Origin of the sequence: Neobacillus sp. C211 (genome assembly GCF_051842875.1) — a bacterium.
Taxonomy (GTDB): domain Bacteria; phylum Bacillota; class Bacilli; order Bacillales; family Cytobacillaceae; genus Neobacillus.
Genome location: NZ_JBPXRO010000035.1, coordinates 32,386 through 55,279 on the forward strand (window position 1 = coordinate 32,386; position 22,894 = coordinate 55,279).

General features: G+C 38.5%; 22 protein-coding genes and 1 pseudogene. 12 read left to right on the forward strand and 11 right to left on the reverse strand.

Annotated features, from left to right (window positions below; all coding sequences use genetic code 11):
- The first annotated feature begins 13 nt into the window (after positions 1-13).
- Positions 14-535, forward strand: coding sequence for a hypothetical protein (locus ACSU6B_RS24485; protein WP_410888909.1), 522 nt, complete (start codon positions 14-16; stop codon positions 533-535).
- Between the two features lie 98 nt (positions 536-633).
- Entirely contained in the window at positions 634-1,524 is an 891-nt protein-coding gene (gene galU / locus ACSU6B_RS24490; RefSeq protein WP_410888910.1) for a UTP--glucose-1-phosphate uridylyltransferase GalU, read from the forward strand.
- A gap of 402 nt (positions 1,525-1,926) precedes the next feature.
- On the opposite strand, the gene ACSU6B_RS24495 is transcribed toward galU, so the two are convergent.
- The 7 genes from ACSU6B_RS24495 to ACSU6B_RS24525 form a co-directional block, all read right to left on the reverse strand.
- Entirely contained in the window at positions 1,927-2,073 is a 147-nt protein-coding gene (locus ACSU6B_RS24495) for a hypothetical protein (protein WP_410888911.1), read from the reverse strand.
- Between the two features lie 40 nt (positions 2,074-2,113).
- A complete protein-coding gene (locus ACSU6B_RS24500) occupies positions 2,114-2,272 on the reverse strand; it encodes a hypothetical protein (protein WP_410888912.1) in 159 nt (52 codons plus the stop codon).
- Between the two features lie 316 nt (positions 2,273-2,588).
- Positions 2,589-4,142, reverse strand: a complete 1,554-nt coding sequence (locus ACSU6B_RS24505) for a peptidase G2 autoproteolytic cleavage domain-containing protein (RefSeq protein ID WP_410888913.1) — start codon at positions 4,140-4,142, stop codon at positions 2,589-2,591.
- Positions 4,143-4,613: 471 nt separating this feature from the next.
- On the reverse strand, positions 4,614-6,254 hold the full coding sequence (locus ACSU6B_RS24510; RefSeq protein WP_410888915.1) for a bifunctional metallophosphatase/5'-nucleotidase: 1,641 nt from the start codon (positions 6,252-6,254) through the stop codon (positions 4,614-4,616).
- Between the two features lie 112 nt (positions 6,255-6,366).
- Positions 6,367-7,455, reverse strand: a complete 1,089-nt coding sequence (locus ACSU6B_RS24515; protein ID WP_410888918.1) for a HupE/UreJ family protein — start codon at positions 7,453-7,455, stop codon at positions 6,367-6,369.
- Between the two features lie 753 nt (positions 7,456-8,208).
- On the reverse strand, positions 8,209-8,631 hold the full coding sequence (locus ACSU6B_RS24520; protein WP_410888920.1) for an HIT family protein: 423 nt from the start codon (positions 8,629-8,631) through the stop codon (positions 8,209-8,211).
- A 203-nt stretch (positions 8,632-8,834) separates the two neighbouring features.
- Positions 8,835-10,283, reverse strand: a complete 1,449-nt coding sequence (locus ACSU6B_RS24525) for a L,D-transpeptidase family protein (RefSeq protein WP_410888921.1) — start codon at positions 10,281-10,283, stop codon at positions 8,835-8,837.
- Positions 10,284-10,813: 530 nt separating this feature from the next.
- On the opposite strand from ACSU6B_RS24525, the gene ACSU6B_RS24530 reads away from it, so the two are divergent.
- Both ACSU6B_RS24530 and ACSU6B_RS24535 read left to right on the forward strand, forming a co-directional pair.
- The gene (locus ACSU6B_RS24530; RefSeq protein ID WP_410888923.1) at positions 10,814-11,296 is read left to right on the forward strand and encodes a sigma-70 family RNA polymerase sigma factor; all 483 of its coding nucleotides are present in this window, start codon (positions 10,814-10,816) and stop codon (positions 11,294-11,296) included.
- 445 nt (positions 11,297-11,741) lie between these two features.
- Positions 11,742-12,851: a tubulin-like doman-containing protein gene (locus ACSU6B_RS24535; RefSeq protein WP_215003815.1), complete on the forward strand. Its 1,110-nt coding sequence runs from the start codon at positions 11,742-11,744 to the stop codon at positions 12,849-12,851.
- Between the two features lie 75 nt (positions 12,852-12,926).
- Here ACSU6B_RS24535 and ACSU6B_RS24540 read toward each other — a convergent pair whose 3' ends face one another.
- Positions 12,927-13,679 carry an ABC transporter permease gene (locus tag ACSU6B_RS24540; RefSeq protein ID WP_410888925.1) on the reverse strand — a complete coding sequence of 251 codons (753 nt, stop codon included), beginning with the start codon at positions 13,677-13,679 and terminating at the stop codon, positions 12,927-12,929.
- Positions 13,676-14,407: an ABC transporter ATP-binding protein gene (locus tag ACSU6B_RS24545; RefSeq protein WP_410888941.1), complete on the reverse strand. Its 732-nt coding sequence runs from the start codon at positions 14,405-14,407 to the stop codon at positions 13,676-13,678. Before ACSU6B_RS24545 ends, ACSU6B_RS24540 begins: the two co-directional genes overlap by 4 nt.
- Before the next feature lie 185 nt (positions 14,408-14,592).
- Between ACSU6B_RS24545 and ACSU6B_RS24550 the strand changes: the two genes are divergently transcribed.
- Positions 14,593-16,209, forward strand: a complete 1,617-nt coding sequence (locus ACSU6B_RS24550; protein ID WP_410888927.1) for an immunoglobulin-like domain-containing protein — start codon at positions 14,593-14,595, stop codon at positions 16,207-16,209.
- A gap of 110 nt (positions 16,210-16,319) precedes the next feature.
- Here ACSU6B_RS24550 and ACSU6B_RS24555 read toward each other — a convergent pair.
- Positions 16,320-17,156 (reverse strand): annotated as a pseudogene (locus ACSU6B_RS24555) (bile acid:sodium symporter family protein); the annotation flags it as partial.
- Between the two features lie 184 nt (positions 17,157-17,340).
- Between ACSU6B_RS24555 and ACSU6B_RS24560 the strand changes: the two are divergent.
- From ACSU6B_RS24560 to ACSU6B_RS24570, 3 genes are read left to right on the forward strand one after another with little or no spacing between them, the layout of a single operon-like run.
- Complete coding sequence (locus tag ACSU6B_RS24560; protein ID WP_410888928.1) at positions 17,341-17,682, forward strand: PadR family transcriptional regulator; 342 nt, start codon at positions 17,341-17,343, stop codon at positions 17,680-17,682.
- Positions 17,675-18,157, forward strand: coding sequence for a hypothetical protein (locus tag ACSU6B_RS24565; protein WP_410888929.1), 483 nt, complete (start codon positions 17,675-17,677; stop codon positions 18,155-18,157). The genes ACSU6B_RS24560 and ACSU6B_RS24565 overlap by 8 nt, the downstream gene beginning before the upstream one ends.
- Positions 18,154-18,681 carry a permease gene (locus ACSU6B_RS24570; protein WP_410888931.1) on the forward strand — a complete coding sequence of 176 codons (528 nt, stop codon included), beginning with the start codon at positions 18,154-18,156 and terminating at the stop codon, positions 18,679-18,681. Before ACSU6B_RS24565 ends, ACSU6B_RS24570 begins: the two co-directional genes overlap by 4 nt.
- Before the next feature lie 754 nt (positions 18,682-19,435).
- On the opposite strand, the gene ACSU6B_RS24575 is transcribed toward ACSU6B_RS24570, so the two are convergent.
- Positions 19,436-20,443, reverse strand: a complete 1,008-nt coding sequence (locus tag ACSU6B_RS24575) for a DUF3231 family protein (RefSeq protein ID WP_410888933.1) — start codon at positions 20,441-20,443, stop codon at positions 19,436-19,438.
- Between the two features lie 355 nt (positions 20,444-20,798).
- Here ACSU6B_RS24575 and ACSU6B_RS24580 point away from each other — a divergent pair, with 355 nt between their 5' ends.
- The 4 genes from ACSU6B_RS24580 (at position 20,799) to ACSU6B_RS24595 (ending at position 22,782) form a co-directional block, all read left to right on the forward strand.
- Positions 20,799-21,290 carry a hypothetical protein gene (locus ACSU6B_RS24580; protein WP_410888935.1) on the forward strand — a complete coding sequence of 164 codons (492 nt, stop codon included), beginning with the start codon at positions 20,799-20,801 and terminating at the stop codon, positions 21,288-21,290.
- A gap of 214 nt (positions 21,291-21,504) precedes the next feature.
- Positions 21,505-21,723, forward strand: coding sequence for a DUF1659 domain-containing protein (locus tag ACSU6B_RS24585; protein ID WP_168241034.1), 219 nt, complete (start codon positions 21,505-21,507; stop codon positions 21,721-21,723).
- 39 nt (positions 21,724-21,762) lie between these two features.
- Positions 21,763-21,981 (forward strand): DUF2922 domain-containing protein, encoded by a 219-nt coding sequence (locus ACSU6B_RS24590; protein WP_410888937.1) that lies wholly within the window; start codon positions 21,763-21,765, stop codon positions 21,979-21,981.
- Positions 21,982-22,239: 258 nt separating this feature from the next.
- Positions 22,240-22,782: a hypothetical protein gene (locus ACSU6B_RS24595; RefSeq protein ID WP_410888939.1), complete on the forward strand. Its 543-nt coding sequence runs from the start codon at positions 22,240-22,242 to the stop codon at positions 22,780-22,782.
- Positions 22,783-22,894 lie beyond the last annotated feature (112 nt).

A 22,894-nucleotide genomic window follows, 5' to 3' on the forward strand; every position in this document is an offset into this window, starting at 1 on the left:
AAGAAGGGGGAGAGTGAAGATTCTAATTTTGTCTGATAGTGAGATACAATCTATTAATCAATGGATTTCAAAAATGAATCAGTATAAAGATATAGATCAAAAAAAGAAAGTTAAAAATGCTAAAAGCCACTTACAGTTAAAATACGAAATAATTGGAAAAGGTCAACATCGAATTGTCTATGACCTTCAAAATGGATATGTATTAAAAGTAGCCATTTCTGAACATGGGGTTACAAGTAATGAAAATGAAAATAAAATATATTTAAATTGTCCTCCTTATTTACGAAAGTACCTTTGCCCTGTGATAGAATTTGGACAAGGTTGGATTATAATGGAAAAAATGGTATCGAAAATTACTAAAGATGAAGAATATTATGAAAATTTATCCAAATTGAAAAACAAATTTCTAATGTATGAAATCGACCCTAAAGATATGAATAGTAATAATATGGCATTATCTAAGACAGGTGAAATCATGATTATAGATTATGGAAATTTTATATTGAAGCAGGGAAAGTCCAATTTAGATAATTGAATATAGATCTTAACAAGGGATATTAATAGGTTACTATTTTGACCGTTAGCTATCTCTTTGCATATAAAAGATTAAGGAATTTGAAAGGGAGTCATCAAATGAAAATCCGTAAGGCCATTATTCCAGCGGCTGGCTTCGGAACTCGTTTTTTGCCAGCAACAAAAGCCCAGCCAAAGGAAATGCTGCCGATTGTCGATAAACCAACCATTCAATATATAGTTGAAGAAGCGGTGGCTTCGGGGATTGAGGAAATTATCATTATTACCGGTAGAGGAAAAAGGTCAATTGAGGACCACTTTGATATATCCTATGAACTCGAAGATATATTATTGAAGAAAAATAAGCTAAAAATATTAAAGGATGTTCAGAAAATATCTAATCTGGTAAACATCGTTTATGTCCGTCAAAAAGAACTAAAAGGGCTAGGAAATGCTATTCTATGTGCGAAAAACGTTATTGGCGATGAACCTTTTGCTGTTTTGCTAGGAGATGACATCGTTATGTCAGAAACGCCTTGCCTGAAGCAATTAATCAATGTATTCGAGTATTACAACAGCCCAGTTGTAGCGGTTCAGCCCGTTCATGATAACGACGTTAGTAAATATGGAATTATTAAGCCAAAATGGCCGATAAACGAAGCGAATTTCTTCCATATTGAATCTTTAGTAGAAAAACCAAGTTTAGAAGAAGCCCCTTCAAGATATGGGATTGTAGGTCGATATGTGTTTACACCTGAAATTTTTGATATTTTAGCCATGATTCCAGTCGGACAAGGCGATGAATTGCAACTGACAGATGCAATTAATGTGCTGAATAAAAAACAGGCAGTTTTAGCCTTTAAATTTGAGGGGAAACGCTATGATATTGGAGACAAAATTGGATTTATTAAAGCAACCATTGACTTTGCTTTGCAAAGAGACGATATAGAACAAGAGGTTTTCGCTTATTTAAAGAATGTAAATAAAAATTATAAATCCCAGAATAGGTAGAAAGTGATTGTGTTACCCATAATTTAATGAAGTGGGAATCCACTTACAAAAGATAGCAAAAGAATAGAGGAATAGAGGGGGCTCCCTATCACAAGGGACAAGTTTCCATATAAGACCGAAAAATTGAATGAAAATAAAAACTGACTCAAAAAAGTCGTCATTCAACGACCTATTGAGTCAGTCTCTTTTAAAGAAAAAACCGCTGGTATATGAGGTGCGGTGAACCGTATCATAAGTAAATGAAGGTTTTTTCCTTTGACCGTGTATTTGACTTACATATAAAAAGCCATTCCGCTGCAAGTGTTTGGAATGGCCTTTTCAATTTAACGTTCGTTCTTTGTCGTAAAATTAGATACGAGCCAATGGATTAGCAATCCAGCAATGGTGGCGTAGGCGATACCATTATGAGCATATCCAACTCCGATGATGAAGATGGATTGCGACGATGACCAAATTTTTCATATTAGCCAGACCCACTTTTTCCTCAATGAGGTGACGGATCCCCATTGCCGCGATCATACCAAACAACAGGATACATATGCCGCCCATCACTGCAACTGGAACTATTCTTCATTAGTACGCAAATATCTTAAGCTGCTTCCTGCTGGAAACAAGGATCATTGAAGTATACAACTTCAGAAAGAATTTTACAGCCCTTCATGTTTTTGAGAGCCTTTCTTGCTGCTTCTTCTGTTTCATATTCAAACATGGAAATATTAGAATCTAAATAACGAGTGATAATCCACATAAAAATTCCTCCTAGGTTTTATAAATCATTTCTGTCCTACCGACAAACGTCTAAAATTTGTATACATAAGCTATGTTTAACCTCAAGGATGATTTAGCATGATGAAATCCGCACTTTAGGATTTAAAGAAGTTTTTATTCATTTCCTCAAACCTATGATAATGCAATAATGGAAATAAATAAAATGCAATATAGTTATAGTTACAAATAAAGAATTTTTATATGGTAAAATTTAACAAGGTTTTGTTTTGGAAGTATAGGAAAATCATGAACTGACTATTACATCATAAGATCTTTTAATATCATGTAGATTCAATTTAATTACCTTTTTGTTTTAATAGCTTTTTCTTTTCAATCTGAAATTCCTCTTCAGTAAGGTAGCCCTGTTCTTTTAATTTTGCTAGTTTTACTAGATAATCAACTGTGTTGTTATTAGGATTTCTATAAAGCTGAGGAACGACAACCAAGACTTGATTTTGACTTGTACGTTTCATGACTCTATAACCTTGGTCTGAGGCTGTTGCAATCCCTTCATTGTTTGGTTTGCAATAACTATTCACCCTACATGTGCCATCATCCCGAACTAGAAGTTGTCCCATTAGACCAACCGCCACCCATTCCGGTCTTTCGGACCTTGGAATATATTCCTTAGTTGAGTCCCATTTAGGGTTCAAGACCGGCCTGTGTTCTGTCCGTTGCGGCACGATGACATTACCGTCAGCGTCAAAAACCGCAGGAATTGGGATGTCTTCGTACAAAATTTCTCCCCATTCAGTAGTCAAGTACTTGTGCTTCCATCGCATCTCTCCGCTATTGGCCAAGAAAGCAGGCCTTGCACTTGTGATACCTAGTATATAATCGTCTTGGCCATTTGATATGCGCACTTTATTCTCTTCTAACGTGACGAAGTAGCCGAAATCGATCGGATTCCCATCTGTCGTTTCGAACATTTCCGCATAATCTGCTGCCGGGGTAGAGACGGCCCCGTCAATTTTGACGTTACCGTCGCTTAATATTTTAGCGGCCAAACCCGGAGTCGAAGCATCCGAACCATTAGCCAGGTACCACGAATACGGCAGTTCGTTTGCCGCACCGAATTTCCCCATGATATGAACGCCTTCCAAAAAGTTCGCATCCGTCGATTGCCCCTCCGTATGGGAGAAAAATCCGGAAGCCACCGTGTTCACTCCCTCCGCGTGCGAAGTGAAGCCGCTCGCAATGTTAAGAGCGCCTTCTGCATGAGAGTTTTGGCCGAGTGCCTGCGTCTGATTTCCTTGTGCATGGGAAAGATCCCCGGAAGCTACGGAGCGTTGCCCCTCTGCATGGGCAAAAATGCCACCAGCCACTGTCAAGTTTCCTTCCGCGTGAGACGCCCTTCCGTTTGCTGCCGTCTGGTCGCCTTCCGCATGCGAAGATTCTCCTTGTGCCATCGTACCTTGACCTTCCGCATGAGAAACGAGTCCGCTAGCGACAGAATTTTCTCCCTCTGCATGGGAAGCAATGCCCGATGCGGTCGTCAAATTTCCCTCTGCATGGGCAGCTAAATTACTGGCTGTTGTGAACCGTCCCTCACTGTGAGAGTCCTGAGCACTAGCGATTGTATGGTTTCCCTCTGCATGAGCATGTGCTCCACCGGCCATCGTGGAGTATCCTTCTGCATGGGAAGCCACTCCTCTGGCTGTGGTAGTTGTCCCTTCTGCGTGTGCCGTATCAGCTGCCGTTTCGGTAATATAACCTTCTGTGTGGGAAGCATTTCCCACAGCTCTTGTATTAATTCCTTCCGCATGGGAGGCTGACCCATTGGCGATTGTGCCAATTCCTTCTGCTTCCGAACAAGTTCCTATAGGATTTTGATTACATCCATTGGCCAAGATTATTCCTCTCCTTTAATAAAATTTTATAGAAAATTGTTAAGAGTTCTATCTATCAAAACAATCAAATTTATTAAAATAATGATAAAAGTAGTAGATGATGAATGAGTTTTCATTACTTTCCTAGCTAGTAAATATCCTGGAAGTGCCCATAATCAAAGACAGAACAGATGAGTAATAAGAAATGTAACATTATAATGGTTATACCCCATGGGCTTATCATAGATTTTTTTTATGAAAGATAGTAAGAAACTCTTAATAATTATTTTATGTTTTAGAGGAACAATGGTATGGACAAACTTTCTAAAGTATAAAATAATTTATATCAAAGGGAAAACACCGTTCCCCATAAATCTGAACGGTGCAATTGTAATAGAATCATATTTTTGTCGTTTAACATAAATCCCTTCCAGGGAATTTCATTTTCTGCTTCTAGCGGTTGAGAAAGCAAGCTGGTCTCCTAACATGGGGTTAATTAATTTTCGTGACCCGTCCTTCGATCAAAGAAGTAAATGGCTGCTTCAGCTGCTTCACATAATTTTCAAAGACATCGATGTCAACCGGACCGTCCACTTTGTCGGTCCCTTCAAGGAAAACGGTGAAATCGTCACCGCCATTAGCCAGGTAACTGGTAACCGTAACTGTATATTTGGAATCAGGGTTAATAGGGGTCCCGTCAGCACGGAAGATATCAAGGACCTTTCTTTTCGTACCTTTAGGTCCGCTCCAGGTGTATTTCAGTCCGGAAATTTGCAGCATACGCACGATTCCCTTCGGCTGCCATTGCTGATTCAAGACTCGGCGAATTTGGTCGCCGGTCAAAGTCACTTTAACTAGATTATTTTTAAACGGTAGAATGGTGAACAGCTCTCCCCAATTGACCTCCCCAGCTTGGATATCGGCCCGGATTCCAGCAGGGTTCATAAAAGCAAAGTCAGAGTTCATGTCTTTTCGTTGGGAATCGGCAATCAGATTTCCTAAAGCGGATTCACCGTTTTTGTTCCTAGTGCCGGTAATGTCATTTGCAGCCGTTCCAACGACTTTACTTACAATGGGCGCGACCTTGGCCTCGTACTTTTTCATCATTTTCTTAATTTCCTCGTCCGGTTTGATGGCGTCCTGATAGACGTTTACAATTTCAGCTTTTTTGGTCACAATCTCTTTAGTTGCCGGATCAAGCTCCAAGTCGACGTCGGAGAAAGCTGTTCCGTAAGAATAAGCTTCAACAAGCAGCTTTCCGTCCACTTTGGCGTTAAGATACGTGTGAGTATGACCGCCAAACATCACGTCTACTTCATCGTCCACCTTTTTGGCGATATCAATGATGTCTCCGGCAGCAGCACCAGTCAGGGCGGACTGACTGCCACCATTGTGTGCAAGAACGACGATAGCTTTAACGCCTCGTTTTTTGAGTTCTGCCACTGCTTTATTAATGGCTTTCACTTCATCTGTGAATTTTACGTCCACTAATAAACTCGCATTCACAATCTTGGGCGTATCGCTCAATACAACTCCAATAAATCCGATCGGTATGCCATTAAACGTTTTAATTTCATAGGGAGGGAGAATTGGTTTACCCGTCTTTTCGTCAATAACGTTGGCACATACATAAGGGAATTGAGCACCTTCAAAGTAGCCGTCCTTCGGGTTGGTTCCACCGTGGATCAGGCGCATCATTTCTTTCACACCCCGATCGAATTCATGATTCCCTAACGTTCCCAAATGAAAGCCTATTTTGTTCAACACTTCAATCGTAGGTTCCTCTTGCAAAAGCGAAGATACGGGTGCGCTGCCACCCACCATGTCACCTGCATGGACCAAAAGAGTGTTTTTGTTCTCCCCTTTCCTTTGCTTCAAATAGGCTGCTAGATATTCGACTTTGCCCATATACCTTCCGTTAAATTTACGGGTCCTGTCCAATTGTCCATGCAAATCGTTAAGACCGAGTAATTGTACTTGAATGAAACGGTTCTTATCATTCTCGGTGTTTTTGGGTATGCCTGGCGATTCAGAATTTCCGTTGGCCAAAACAAAGCCCGCAGATATTGTGGTCGTAAGAACAATAGCAGGAATTGCTTTTTTCACTGCGTCCCAATTCAAAGTTGCCCTCACTCAGTTCTCCCCTCCCAATCCTTTAGTGGATAACTACTTTAGGATAAGGAGAAATTGTTAAATTTAGATAACATTCCCATAAATTTTAAGTTAATTTATAAGTGGAAAAATTTCAGGTAAAAACACGCGTCACAAACCAATACAATCCGGCAAATCCCACCAGGACGGAACCGGTTTGTACAGCTCTTGGCCACCCGCGGAAATTTTCCACTTTTCGAATCAGAGGGTAGAGACAGACCAAGATGAGCAATTGACCCAATTCTACTCCAAGGTTGAAGGTAAACAGCGCAGTGAGTTCGTGGTTTTTAGGCAACCCGATTTCCTGCAGCACTCCGGCAAAACCAAATCCGTGTATCAATCCAAAGGCAAACGTTAACGCCCAGCGGTGCTGAAAATCCCGTAACCAAAGATTTTCCAGCGCCACGTAAACGATGGTGAGGGCGATCGTCGCTTCTACAATCCGGGAAGGCAGGGACACGACGTCCAAAGCTGCTAGAATGAGTGTGATGCTGTGTGCAATAGTAAAGGAGGTGACGACGGCCGCCATACTTCGAAACTTCATTTTTACCAAAAAAAGGGCTAGCAAAAACAACATATGGTCGTACCCAGTTAATATATGTTCGATTCCAAGCCATATAAACTGAAAAGCCGTGTCAAAAAATCCCGGGGCTTCACCAAACGTTCCTGTCCACTCCTTTTTATCTTTAGAAAATATATATTCGAACGATTTTCCGTCTAACGTTTTAAATGTGGCAACATTCGTATGTTTGTTTTCGGAGCGGCCAAAAAACAAATTATAAAGAATTGACACTGTCCCGATTTTGGAAGAATCCTTAAAAAATAAATCGATTTGAATCATCGATAGTTGGGGGACCGATTGAAGTTCATGGTTCATTGACAAAACGCGGCCGTTATTTTTTACTGCCAAGCCTTTTTCAATGTAGGGACGTACCACCTCGTCGTAGGCGTTTTTCAATTCATCTTGATCGATTATCTCGTCATGATTGGCATCCACACCCGGGAATTCGGAGATGGATAATGAATCAATCAGGAGGGTAATTTTTATCGTATCACCGTCCGCCGCGATTTTAGCAAAGCCGTAGCTTCCGGAATGTGCGAACGCTTTATCGGTATTGGAGGATAAAAAGAAAAATCCCAGAAAAATGATAATTGAAATGAGAAGTAAATAGGTTTTTTCCAATGTGAATCCCCCCTAAGATCTAGTAACCTGAGAAACATTTACTTGAGAAGAAAAGAATGATATGGAGAGGAAAGAACAAGTTTGCATGGTTCAAAATTGATTCCTACGACAGGAACGATAATGCTTGCGGCTTCCCATTTTGCTAACCACGGGATAATTCTTCGGAAATCTATTAAGCAACACGGAAAAAGCATATGATACTAGTATTTGATTTATTCATATACCGTTCCAATTTTAAGGAGCTAAAATAACTTGGATAAAAATTTTGCGATAGCCTTGTTACGGGGGAACCTTATCATAAATAAAGCGGTTTTAAAGAAGCCATAATTAAAGGTGATACAAATTTCTGTATCACCTATTTAGGTTGATTAATAGAGGGAAAAAGAGAAGGATATACACCACTTATCATTATCCCTTCAGAGATGATGCTAGAAATCGTTGATACCAATGGGGATAAAGAATACTTGAACGATGATCGAGAATCAATCATAGCCAAAGCGAAGGATATTGATGTAAAAGAATTATTAAAGAGACTGCTAGATGAGGTCACGTGGGGAATAAGTATTAATCAGTAAGAAACAAAGCGGGATGATCCCATCTTTTTTGTTATCCTTAAGCCACCTTTTTAAGGCACACAAAAGAGGAGTGCGCTATACTCACACCTCTCCCCCTTACGGCCCGGAAGTTTTTTTCGGAACCAAGCCTAAATCACCTTAAAACACATCAAATTTGAAAAAACAATTTCAATAGATGTTACAGAGCTCCTTTTATTGTTTCGATCATTTTCTGATATTCTTCTTCTGTTAAGTATGTTTTTCCTGGGTTCATCTCGAAAGTGGACCCCCAATTTTCTTTTCCTTCATACTTAGGCACAATATGCATATGTAGATGATGTAATGTATCACCATACGCTCCATAATTAATCTTGTTTGGTTGGAAAGCCTGATCGACCGCTGCAGCTACCTTTTTTACATCGTTCATAAAAGCCGCTAATTCATCATGACTGAGCTGAAATAGTTCTTTAACATGATCCTTATAAACTACATTACATCTGCCAGTATACGTCTGTTCTTTAAAAAGAAAGACTGTTGAAACCTCCAACTCACAGATTTCAATCATAAGATTGTCTCGTCTTTCATCCTTCATGCAATACATACAGTCTTTATTTAACTCCATCTTTTTTCTGCCTCGCTTATTTATGAATTTTGAACCTATCTCTATAGTACCTCAGTTTTGAAAGATATATTTAGATTTGGATTTCTTAATAGGCAGTCAGGATGGATGATCGCTTTTTGTCTTTTTCTTGATGAAGTGCAAAAAAGTGACTCCAAATAAAAAATCAGGAAATCATTGACGATTTCCTGACTCTAATCGATTGTTTAATAGATGACCACCGGATCGTGTGTGCTTAGGTTATTATAAACGGCTTTCATAACATTTGGCGGTGTATTGACGCAGCCATGTGATCCTGCATTAAGATAGGCATTACTTGACCAGTTTGACCGAAAGCCGGCATCGTGGAATCCTTGTCCATCATTCGTAAAAGGAGCCCAATAATCAACTTTTACTGAATAACCTGGTTTTCCTCCGAGTTCTCGGCCCGTTAGTGTGTAAGGTGTGCGTTTATAGAGAATATACCACACTCCTTTTTTTGTATCATTACCGGTGCTGTGTTTCCCGGTCACAACATTCGATGTGACGACTAATTTACCATTTTTGTAAATCCAAATCCGCTGTTGTGCAATCGAAACTTCAGCATATGTATCACCGATGCCATTGTTTGATGTCGTTTCATAACCATAGCCTTCCCCACTCCAGCCATGTCCGATAATATTAGCAGCATCGATCGATTTCTCGCCTTTTTCAAAAGCTTTCTTAATTTGTGTTGTTTCTTTTTCCACATCTAATGCCCAGCCATAGCCTTTTCCTTTTACGGTTTTGACTGCACCTGAATGGGTCTTAAATGTGAAATCTTTATCTAATGTGGATTTAGAACTATTAATTTCAGCAATTTTCTCGTTAATATCACTTGGGTCAATCGTGACCTTCAAGTCTTTTGTCACAGAGGCATTTTTTATTAATTCGCTGCCTTTTAACGAAAAAACTTTATCCTGTACCTTATAATCAACGGTTTGCAGAAGGAGTTCCTCTAGCCTTTTCTGTTCATTTTTTACAATCGGACTGTCTTCTTTGATTGGCTGGATGTATACAGGGTTCAAACGGATTTCACTCGTATATTCCTGCTTTTCGTAGTCCTCTAATAGACTGGCAAAATCAAGCTGTTGTCCATCATTACTTTTCGAGACGACAACTTTACCTTGTTCCAAACTGGCCTTCGCATCTTTAGGCGCTGTTAAACTCTTATTCATTGAAAGTAGCTTTTCTTCCACTTGTTTCTTCATCTCTTGGCTGCGATACTGATCGGGTTGGCTAGGCATTAATGAAAATTCTTTTGCCTTTGAAGAAGGAAAATACGTTCGCTGGCTGTTTAATAATTTTTCAACACCTGCTAGATCCTGATCTGTAAAACCCATCTTCGTATCTTGTCCATCAAAAATTTGTTGTTGCCCGACATAGACGACGTTTTTTAAAACAGCTGTGTTTAATTTGTTAAGTGCCTCATCAGCAGTCAGTCCATTGACGTTTACGCCATTAATCTTGATATTTGCATTAAAGTGGTTTGCCTGATAATAGCTGATTGCCCCAAATATGAGCGCTATAATAATGATTATACCCGTTGTGATAAATTTCCAGTTCGTATACCATTTAAAAGATTTCGCCCGCCGTTCTCCAACTTCTTCCACTGATTCTTTCACTGCATTTTCCATTAAAATTCCCCCCGCATACCTAACAATCGAGCTTTCGACGTCTTTCGACTTGAAGCTTTTGGTTTTGCATCATAAATATAAATTATAGTATCAATTCTCAAATTTTACTACTATTCTACTAGATATAAAGTGTGAACTTTGTCACATTTTGTATCTGTGTGAAATTTTTTTTGTCTTTTTGTAATTTGGTTGCCAGAAGTTAGGGTTGTTTCGGACTGAGCTTTCTTTTTTTAAGTAATTTCCAATAATTATCCAGCAAATGTTGTAAGTTTCGTAAACTATGTAATAAGTGTACGGGATTATGTAGTAAATTCCAATAATTATGTAGTAAGCATCCGTAATTCACCCCAAAATCGACTGAAACTCCAAAAAACGCCTCCAAAAATCAAATTTGCTAGCAAAAATCACCTCAATTAGCCCAAAATCCCTTCCAAAAGTGAATATTGTCCGTTCGATACGATCGAGCATTCCCGCTATGGTAGAGGTACCCGGGAATACATGAAAAGCGCGCTTTCTGAAAGGACTTTCCCTTGGAAAGCTTTGAACAGTTAGTCGACCAGTACCAGCCCATGCTCCATAAAATCATGCACTCGCTCCACCTTTACAAACACCATGAGGAATTCTATCAGCACAGTCTCATCGCCCTTTGGGAAGCCAGCCAGCGCTTTGAGCCCCAAAAAGGGAGCTTCACCAACTATGCCTACACCTATATAAAAGGCTATCTTCTGATGGAATTGAAAAAATTACACCAAGACCAAGAACGAAATGTTCACCCTGATGAGCAATTCTGGGACCTGGCAGCAGATCCCTATTCGGATGACCCTTTACAGGAGGAAATTCTATTATCCTACTGCGAAACACTGACACCGAATCAAAAGAAATGGCTCCTGTATACCATCCGTGATCGCCTATCGGTAAAGGAAATTGCCGAACTAGAAAAGGTATCCTTATCAGCCGTGAAAGGTTGGCGTAGTGGTGCCAGAGAAAAAGTAAAGAATTTAATACGGGAGTAGAAGACGAGAATAATAAATATGTGCGTCCGGTCGTCAATACCGAACCAAAGCATTCTTACCCCATTATTTAATGTAGTTGTAATTTATAGGTTCATCTAATGTTTCTTCCTCGAGATTTAAGTGGTTATTTTAACCTAGCAAGTTCGTTTTACATGTTCTGTTAGGATGTTTTCGTAAAGATTACTGCTATTTACTACGTTTCAACACCTTAGCCGCTTAAATTTAGTATAAAATTACACCTCGCCAGCGAGTGGTTCCTGGTGTCAGGCACCACAGATGGACAAATGTCCTTTCATGGTGCCTGACACCATTTTTAATATGTAGCGATTGTTAAGTCACAGTTGGTTTATTCATTTTACAACTACTATTTTTAGGCATTTTTTAAATGAAAAAGTCTATTTTCGAAAAACATGAGTATCATTTTAGTAATGAAGGAGGCGATCTGATGGAATCAATTGGGATTTTAGGAGTCGGGCAAGCAGGCGGTAATTTAGCGGAAGTTGCTTCATCAATGGGGTTTCAAACCGCACTTATCAATACGAACAAACGCGATGGCATAGTGAACACAAAAGTGGAAAGGAAGTATTTTGTTCCTGGTTACAATGGTGCTGGGCAGGATCGATCCATCGGTTTAAAAGCGGTTAACGATAACTACCGAGAGATTGTCGACTTTGTAAAGAATTCCTTTAAGAAAATTAAACTTTTATTAGTGGCCTTCTCAACCGATGGTGGTACTGGATCAGGGATGAGCCCGTTATTGATCGATCTGTTATTGGAACATCTATCCGGCGTTAACATAGGTGCCATTGCAATTGTTCCTGATCGAAATGTATTAACAGGTAACCGCATCAATGCTACAGAGTGTATTGAAGAGCTTTCCAAGATAAACTCGCTTTCATCGGTGTTCCTAGTTGATAATGATCAAATGAGAAAGTTAAACCCACAATCCAGTAAACATCAAATCTACCTTTCTTCTAATCAGCAAGTCATGGAAGCCATTAAGAGTGTGTTGCAAGTAACGAAAAAGAGCTCGTTTTACGGAAACTTTGACGAAACTGATCTGATGAATATTTTGGGAACAAGAGGAGTAACGATTATATCTTCTGCTCAAATTACCGATGCAAAAACAACCTCAGATGTTACTAGTAAAATACAACAATCTTGGGCTACCTCCGTATTCTGTCCGGTGGAGTCAACCGGTGTAATCCGCTCGGGCTTAATCTACGAAGGCCCAGAAAAAATGGCTAAACTAATTAATGTTCCATCCATTTTTGAACGAATTGGAGAACCACTCGAATTATTCGAAGGGACCTACTTCTCGGAATCAGATCCAACGGTAACGACTATTTTGGCGGGACTCGCCTTTCCTTCACGGCGTATGCATGCCCTTGAGGAATCCCTAGAAAAAAACAAAGATCGGTTACAGAACCTAGTCAAAAAGGAACATACCCAGAAATATGAATCAAAAATAGCTTGGGCATCAACCCTAAAAGCCAAACCTCAGGAGAGAAAGCCCAGCACCGTAACCTCTAAGTTAGATAAGTACCAAAAATAAGAGGAATATATAGTTATTGGTGTCAGGCACCACAAATGGACAAATGTCTTTTCGTGGTGCCTGACACCTTTTGCACTATTTCCCCCTTAGTAACTGCATGCGATGGTTGAAAAGGCTTGGGTAGGATAAATATCCGAGCATGGCGCTTGTGACTGCAGCGGTTGTTAACAAGAGAAAGAGAATGAGCAATTGAAATTGGACTGCTTGCATTGGGTTGGCTCCTGCGATGATTTGGCCACTCATCATTCCCGGCAACTGGACGAGGCCGATTGTTTTCTGACTCTCAATGGTCGGAATCATGCTTGCTTTTATAGAAGTGATGAGCTGTGTGTGTATGGCTTGTTTAGGTGTTCCGCCGAGTGACAGGATGAGTTCCGCCTCATCTTGATGCGCCTCTACTTCTGCTGTGAATCTGTTGAGGAAGAGAATAGCGAGCACCATCGAATTTCCGATGACCATTCCGCTAATTGGGATAATGTATTGGGCCGTGGCAGGTGTGATCTTGAATCCTAATAAAATACTTTGTGTCAGCACTTCAATTACTAATAATGTGACGATCAATTTCCATGTGATCCCTTTTATAGAAACGCCTTTTTTTCGTGCACTTTGTGTCGCTGCGGCAATCATGATTGTCACCATCAGGAAAATATACATCATATGTTCGGAATCAAATACAAACTTCAAAATATACCCAACCGCCAATAATTGAATGATGGAACGTATCACAGATATGATGGTGTCTCTTTCCAGTCCCAGATTAAGCGTTTTGGATAAAATAATTGGAAGGAAAACGAAAATAAGGGCAATAGTTAAGTGGAGATAACTCATTCCATATCCCCCTTTACAAAAAGTTGCACTTTCTCATTAACAGGAGAGCGCAGTAAGCTGCTTTTTCCTGTTTCAATCACTTCACCATTCATCATGACCCAAGTGTAGTGTCCAATCGTCATTGCCTGCTGTAAATTATGGGTAATCCAGATGATAGTGGTCCCGTATTTTTGATTAATTTTTACAATGAGTTCTTCGATTTCCAGCTGTGATACACGATCAAGTGAAGAAGTGATTTCATCAAGCAATAATATCTGTGGATGGTTAACAAGTGTCCTTGCTATCGATACTTTTTGACGTTGTCCTCCTGATAAATCCTTGATAGGTCGAAGCAAACATTCCTCCTCTAACCCCACATCATGCAATAAATTTTTTGCATCTTTTTCAGCTAGTTGTTTCCCTTGCAATACTAATGGTAAGGCAAGATTTTTTAGAACACTGCCATTAATCATTGGCGCACTTTGAAGTGCAATCCCCACAAGCCTGCGTAATTCCACGGGTTCATAGCTGCAGATAATGTTACCTTTGATTTGAATTTCTCCCGCACCAGGTGATAGCAACCCATTACATAATTTGAGCAAAGTCGTTTTCCCTGCTCCTGAAGGCCCCACTAAAGTGGTAATACAACCTTCGGGGAAAGATCCCGTAATATTTTTTAAAATATGGATTCCATCAAGTGAATAATTGACATGATTAAAATGCACGGCGGGTTTATAACCTGAAGTCATCAGATACACTTCCTTTAAAAAAGAAAACAGCAAACCCTCATACTGTTCTGTTTTCTTCATATTCTATATTCCGAGGTCATCGTTCTAAAAATAACAAATCTTGACAGCGGCGTCCATTCAAAATTACTAGTCACCATGTTATGATAATACTAGACAAAGATATTCATAGACTGGAGTTTTGTTTCGTGAAGATCCCCTTATTCAAAGTAGGAATATTAACCTGTTTAACTATTAGTTTGTTCAATGTGAACGCTTCTGCAGAGTCAGATTTATCCGCCAAATGCGGTGGGATTAAACCGAACGTCAACCCGACTTTTCAGCAAATGAACTGCTTACTTACGAATGCAGCAGTAGAAGCGGACATACCTCCCGAAGTAGTAAAAGCCGTGGCTACACAGGAAAATGGGAACTGGGAGCAGTTTGATGATGCGGGTGAACCTGTTGTTTCTCCAGATGGTGGTATCGGTCTCATGCAGCTTACCAATCAAGATGAATACTACGAGGAGAAGTTGAAAAACGATATCGTCTATAATATCGAGGCCGGTGTAAGAGTCCTTAGCAGTATGTATACACGAACGGATTTGCCGAAAATCAAAGGGGCAGGACGCCAGGTGATTGAAAATTGGTATTTCCCTGTTTTCGCATACAACGGGACAAAACCTGTGAACAGTCCGCTTAAACAAGAGACCGGTGAAAGAAATAAGGATGCTTATCAAGAACAAGTTTTTGCTAAATTAGAAGCTCAAAGTTATTTAGATGATACAAAACTAGCACAATACCCATTTAGCACATCTGATTTTCAATATGATCGTGATAGCACTGAAAGCATTAAGTTTAATAGGTTGGAATACACACTAACTGATCAAGTACACAACTCCGCTTATTTTTTTAAAGTTGGAAACCGTGTGGTAACGACGGCGGACGGTGTTAAATTGCGAGAAGCACCAGGTACTTCAATTCTCAAAACCTTACCTAAAAATACAGCATTGATCATTGACGGAGAATTTACTTATGACTCTACAAATCAATTTGTTTGGTACCCTGTTTTAACCGAAGACCATAAGATGAGAGGATATGTTTCTTCAGCTTATATAATAAAGGATACGGTGAAACCTGTCATTACAGGTGCCACAAGCAAATCTATTCCGATCAAATCCACTTTTAATGCTTTAACAGGTGTGAAAGCATTAGATAATGTAGATGGTGATATCACAAGTGCTATTCATGTGACGGGTATGGTTAATACGACGAAATTAGGCACGTACGATTTAATTTACAATGTAGCTGACAGGTCTATTAATGTGACTACAGTTAAAAGAAGAGTAACTGTTTATGATAATGTGAAACCTGTCATTTTAGGTGCCACCAACAAAACAATTAGACTAAATTCTTCATTTAATCCAAGAGCAAGTGTAACGGCGAGCGATAATATTGACGGTAATTTGACTAGTAAAATAACAGTCAGCGGCACCGTTAATACAAAGAAAAAGGGTACTTATACATTAAAGTACACGGTCACTGATAATTCAAAGAACGTTATCACTGTTACGAGAAAAATCACGATTGATAGTACAAAACCAGTCATTTCTGGGGCTAAAAATATAACCATTCGTTACAAATCTTCCTTCAATCCGAAAACAGGGGTAACCGCAAAAGACAATTTAGATGGCAGTTTAACCAGTCAGATAAAAGTTACAGGAACGGTTAATCCAAAGAAAAAAGGTTCCTATACAATAACGTACACTGTTACTGATAAATCCCAAAACACGACAGTAGTGAAGCGGATGATTACAGTAAAATAGGAACAGGGACATTGTCCCCTTTCCCCAAGCATAGAAAAACCACCTTTTAAAATCTTAAAAGGTGGTTTTTCTCTTCTATTCTATTAAATTTAGGCGAATGGTCTTCAGGATCAGACTGCTTGTTTACTACTTTGATCATTTTGATCCTTTTCTTTCATCCGGCTGAAAATATTAGCGAGAACGGAGCCAGATAGATTATGCCAGACACTGAAAATGGCACTTGGTACTGCCGCCAAAGGCGAGAAATGAGCGGTAGCGATAGCGACTCCCAAGCCCGAATTCTGCATACCAACTTCCATTGCTACAGCCTTTTGTTTTGCAAGGTCCATCCCGCATAAACGGGCAAAGAAAAAGCCTAGGAAGAAGCCAAGCAGATTATGAAGGATTACTACACCAAAAATAAGTAGACCCGATTCAGCAATTTTGGTCGCGCTGCCTGCTACGACAGCAGATACAATTAACACAATCGCAATAACGGAAACAAGCGGCAATGCTTTTGCACCGGCTTTTGCCTGTTTGCCAAAGAACTTTTTAATGATAAAGCCAGCTGCTAATGGAACAATGACAACTTGTACAATCGAAAGGAATAAGGAAGCAACACTGACATCAACCCATTTGCTCGCAAACAGAAGAATAAGCAATGGTGTAACAATTGGTGCAAGAATCGTAGAAACTGAGGCAATTGCAACGGCAAGTGCCACATTTCCTCTTGCTAGAAACACCATAACATTGGAAGCAGTTCCGCTTGGACAGCATCCTACTAAAATGACACCTACAGCAACTTCTTCAGGTAAATGGAGTCCGACCGCCAATAAAAAGGCAAGTAACGGCATAATGATAAAGTGACCGATGACCCCAAGCGCCACTTCTTTCGGTCTTCTAAATACTTCTTTAAAATCCGATAGCTCGAGTGTCAGGCCCATTCCAAACATAACAATTACTAATAGACATTCCATTCTTAAGCCACCATCCAACTAACCCTACCAAAGCTGAACTGAAAAATTGAACAAAAAATTTTTAAAAAAGGACATACTGTCAGTGACATATTACTGTCGATGACAGTATACTGTTATTAACAGTAAAGTGTTGCCGAAAAAAATTTTACATTTAAATTAGGAGGTTATATATTTCATGAAACATACAGGGAGACATACAGGTGCATTTCTTCTGCTGTTTTTAACAGAGGAAGATAGCTATGGAGGGAAACTTCTGCAGAAATGTGAAGAAGAGCTTCCCATCAATCCTATTGATAGTGCCATCTTATATCGCACATTAAAAACATTAGAGAAAGAAGGTGCTGTTGAGTCTTATTTGGACAGATCTGATCAAGATAAGCTTATAAAAATGTACAAAATTACTACAGTTGGAAAAAGAAAATTAGAAGATTTTCAAATAGATATCGAAGAAAAAATGAAGAACTTATCATTTTTCTTAAATAAATACAAAAAATGGAAGGAGTCTAATCATGATTAATGGTGCTATCCTTTACGTTATGGCTATTATTCTTCTCAGTATTTCTTTTATAAAAGATCGAAATAAAACAAGAGATGCTCTATTAAAGTCATGGAAAAGCTTTCGTAATATTATACCTGACATGTTATCAATTATGCTTTTCGTTGGACTATCACTATCTATATTAACTCCATCCTTAATTTCTTCAATCATTGGAGAAAAGTCTGGATTGATAGGTATTGTTTATTCAGCATTAATTGGATCTATTGCACTAGTTCCAAGCTTTGTTGTATTTCCTCTTGGACATACATTAGTCCAAAATGGTGCAGGACTACCTCAAGTAGCTGTATTAATGTCTACATTAATGTCAGTAGGAATCACAACTTTACCTATGGAACAAAAGATATTTGGGCGAAGTTTTGCCTATTCTCGCAATGCATCTGCAGTGTTAATGTCCCTAATATTTCCATATATTATTTGGGTGGTGATGGGATGATTGAATTAAAAAGATATCGTTTCTTTTTCATTTTATTATTTGGGCTCATTATCCTTACTTTTATAAACCAATCGGTGGGATGGAACGCGTTTCAATTAACAGAAAAAAGCATTTTAGATATGCTGTTTCTACTCCCTCCTGTCTTAATATTCGTAGGTTTGCTTGACAAATGGGTGGAGAAAGAAACACTAATTAGATATATGGGAAGGAAATCCGGCATCTATGGCATTTTGTTCTCCCTATTATTAGGAGTAATTGCAGCTGGTCCACTCTACGTAGCTTTTCCAATTGCGGCACTTTTATTAAGAAAAGGGGCAAGCATACGGTACATTGTATTTTTTTTAGGAGTTTGGACAACTGCGAAATTACCAGTTATTGTATATGAATTCGCATCATTTGGAGTTAAATTTACACTCATTCACATTTGTTTTGGTTTATTATTTTTCTATTTAATGGGTATTATTTTTGAGAAATTTTATGACCATCGACAATTGTTAAAGTATGATATAACTAAAGAAGTTTAGATTTAGATCAATAAGTCTTAAATCCCTCAATTCCAGATTCTTTTGTAGCTGTAGCTTTTAAATTTATAATATTCCATTAGGAGTAGGACTTTTTACGGAAAAATACTAGAGAAATAATGAGAGAAATAATTTAGAAACACCTTGAGTATTCACTTGTTGCAGTTGGACTTGACTCCAGAATTGCTCATGAATACCATCATTTTCTGGTAATGCTGCACCTACAACGGACTACTGCGTGCAGCAAAAGATTAGAGGATACAGTATGCACTGCATCCTCTTTTTAATTCCCTTCTTCAATTAACCTTCACTTATATATAGTATCAACTTAAAAAATGCTGAAGGAATGCACCTTTTATTGTTGTTTACATGTATTCATAGCTACGGGATTTAAGAACTTGAATTACCCTCTTTGGGTAGTAATAGATCCTGTGATTTAGCAGTCTCTTCATCAGGCAACTAGTCTGTCTTTCATCCCTATCGCGCTTTCTCTTACTAGCCTTGAAGTTTAGTCTGGAAGGAGTACACTTCCACACTAAACTTCAAGGTCGTATCTTTCCCCTGTTAGACATATCTATTTCCATATCTTTGAATAAGTTGAATGATTGAACGCTTAGTAGACCCAATAAGTAAAGCTATTGAAACATATTATAAACCTAAACTGTGGTATCGAGGATTCGAGAAAATCCTTAAAGGGCTGCCCAAATCCAATGAGGGCAATACTCCTTAATAATCTTTCAAAAGATACCACATCGTTCTAACCTTTTGCCAAGTCTTTTCTATCAGGTGCTGAAAAAGGCTTTTCTAACCACCCGTTATCAATCATAATATTTGCTCCATCCACTGCGAATTCTCCTACTTCTAATATTAAACGATTATAAGCAGTTGCCAGATCTTTTCTTGCAGCTCCTCCTAAACTTGTACCATAATACGCTATTCCTGCATTATTCAGTGCTATTGAGTGAAACATCAACAATTTATCAGAAAACGGCGATTCTGTTGATGTTGTCGGCATGATATCCCAAGTCATTGGAGAAAGAAGATTATCATTCGTTAAAAATTTAGCAAAAACGGCACTATGATGACTTGAAATTTCAGCGCCACGGACCATATATCGGCGAACTTCTTTAGACTGAGCAACTTGAGAAAAGCCTGTTAACAAAGCACTTCCAAGCGAATTTCTGTACAAATTAAAAAATAAATTTGAAATTTCAATCGTTGTTAAAGGTCTTTGCTCCCCCATCCATCCTGCTAAAAAATGCTGTTTATGAACAAATTCACCTTGGCTCGGATAAGGAATATAAGGAGAACGGATAAAAAGACCTTTTTCCTGAAGAACATTCGATGCCCGATTATAAAGTTCACAGGATGAACCCATACAAGATGTAAAAAACTCACGAATATCCATTCTAGCTGCATTGGGCAGGGCTACACTATAACTATTTATCCCTGTTGCTCCCATATTTTGAATGTAGTAAAGCATAAACGTATCTGGATAAAGCCTTTTAGCGTCCAAATTAACATCTTGTTCTGTAAACCCCATTGGAATAGGGATTTTTTCTTCTTTAAAAATATCCGTTACGACTTCAATATGTTTTTTTGCCAAATCCGAAGCATACTCTAAAACAGAACGAATATCTGGATCTTCCACATCCTTTAAAAAATAAGAAATCGTACAAATACCTAACGAATCATTCATATAAGAACCCCATAAAACCGCAAGCTCACCAGCTGTTAACTTAATATGATCGTGATTATTTTCCATAGAACTTTCCTCCTATTAAATCCATCAAGGAATAATATCCCCAAAATAGGGAGAAAATACATATGGAACACCTATGAAGTCCATCAATGAAAAAGGGACTAATGCTTAAATTAGTCCCTTTTTTATTATTTACTTAAATCTGCTTCGTTGAACAAGAACAGTACCATAAACGTAAACCGTAGTTTCTAGAACCAAAACTTATTCCCAAAAACAAAGTTTCCAGCAATATTTACCGAAATTATCCAATCCCTCTGGTGCATTTTTGTGTGGATTTTTCAAAAAATAACAATTATCTTTTGAGATATGTGGGTTCCGATAAACACCTTTTTTTTAAAGAATAAAGGAGATATATATTATGGAAAAGTTCATCCAAAACTTGGATTTATCAGCTAAAGGCATATGGTTCCCTATTATCTTGGGGATTATTTCTTTGCTTTATATGCTTTTTATGCCAAAACGATTAAGTTGGAGAGAAATTTATTTTATCTTTGGTACGATTGGATTTGTAGCAATAATAATAGATGTGTTCTTTATGTTAAATTACTTTGATGTATTTGATCTAGGTCGTGATCCAAAGCAAGAAGGAATCGGTGATTTGATAAGTATGGGTATCATCCCTTCCTGTTATGCTGTAATATTTCTTAACTATTTGAAACAGGAAAAGAAATGGATATATGTTACCCTTTTTACCCTCTTGTCTGCCCTATCTGAATGGATGCTTGTTCAAGTTGGATATATGAAGTTAAAAGGATGGCATACTTGGTGGTCTATCCCTGTATTCATTATTGTTTTTGGCTTTTGGTTACCTTGGCAATTAAGATTACTACGAAGAACATCAGAAGTATAAATGAGGTTGATTGTTGGATTCCGCCTATTTAGGTACATTTTTATTTCTTTCTTCGGATTCGTAAACAAGAAATACCAAGAACACAGTAAAAGCACGAGGGCATTTTTCAACTAAAAACTATTAATCTTCGACCACCAATTAAAATCTTCTTCTCCCTACCCTGTCCTTTTTACCGACTTTCCTATATATAGAAGGTGAAAGGTGGTGAGAGATAATGGCACAAGCATTATTAGAGGTTACGAAGCTTCGCATCGTGTTTGAAGCGGGCATGGATGACGAAGGAAATCCCATCCTCAAAGCAAAAACGTTTAGCAATATCACAAAGGCTGCTACCGCAGATCAACTATCGCAAGCGGCACTAGCAGTAGCTGCTCTATGCAATGACCCGCTAAACAAAGTGGAGCGAAATGACAGCTCCGCGATTCTAGGTTAATAGTCTAACGAAATAATAAAGGGAGTGGAGGTGAAAGAAATGGTAAAAACATTAGAATTGCAATTTACCACAGAGTTTGGAAAGACGGCAAATCTTTCCGTCGATAACCCTAAAGAGCCGATCGATGAAGAAGTTGTAAAATTATCGATGGCGCAGATTATTGCATCTGAAGTTTTCACAACGGCCAGTGGCAAGTTTGTAGCTGCAAAAGGAGCAAGAGTCATCGACCGAAATGTGACAGATTACGTAATTGCCTAATAAGGGAGAGAGGCTGGATTCATGATGAATCCGGCCTCTTTTTATTAATTATAGAAGGGGGAGAGAAAGTGGAACAGTTGATTCCAATCATCAGCCAGATGGGATTCCCAGTCGACTACACAAACCGTCCCCATGGTCATTCCTACCTAATTTATAATAGTGGTATATGACCTTTTTACCAAAAAATGGACAAATAAAGGAGATTAGACTTACTATGCAGAAATTATAGTAACATACTCTTTTGGGGGAAATAGCACCATGAGACAAAGTCGACAATATAAATCTCCATTTGCTGCTATGTTATGGTCGTGTGTTTTACCAGGCTTCGGACAATTTTACAATAAAGATTATATTGTTGGCGCTGTGTTGATTGGCTTGGAATTTATAGTGAATTTGAATTCAAACCTAAATATTTCTCTCATTGATTCCTTTATGGGAGATATTAATTCAGCCCATCATGTGATTGATTATAGTTGGGCGTTATTTTACCCCTCACTATATGGTTATGGAATTTGGCAGGCATTCAATTATGCAATAGCCAATAATAATAGAATGGTCGGTAAAGATGTTGACCACAGGACATATTTGTCTGGCTTCTTTATCGGAATGGTATTAGGAATGGATTTCGGATTATTTTGGCATGACTCTAGCTTTATCAGACATTTTACGGTCATTAGATTTCTAGATTTCCCTGTCTTTAATGGACTTGTAATAGGATTGTTGACTGGAACTTTCGGACATATAATGGAAATTGTATATTATCGAAAACAAAAAGCGGCCTTTATAATATTTAAAAAGTAGGATCTACATAGGACAATGGAGTAAACTAATGCTCAGTTATATTAATAACTACAGTGAACACCATACATATACGTTGAAAAATAAAAAAACAACCTTTTCAGGTTGTCTTTAA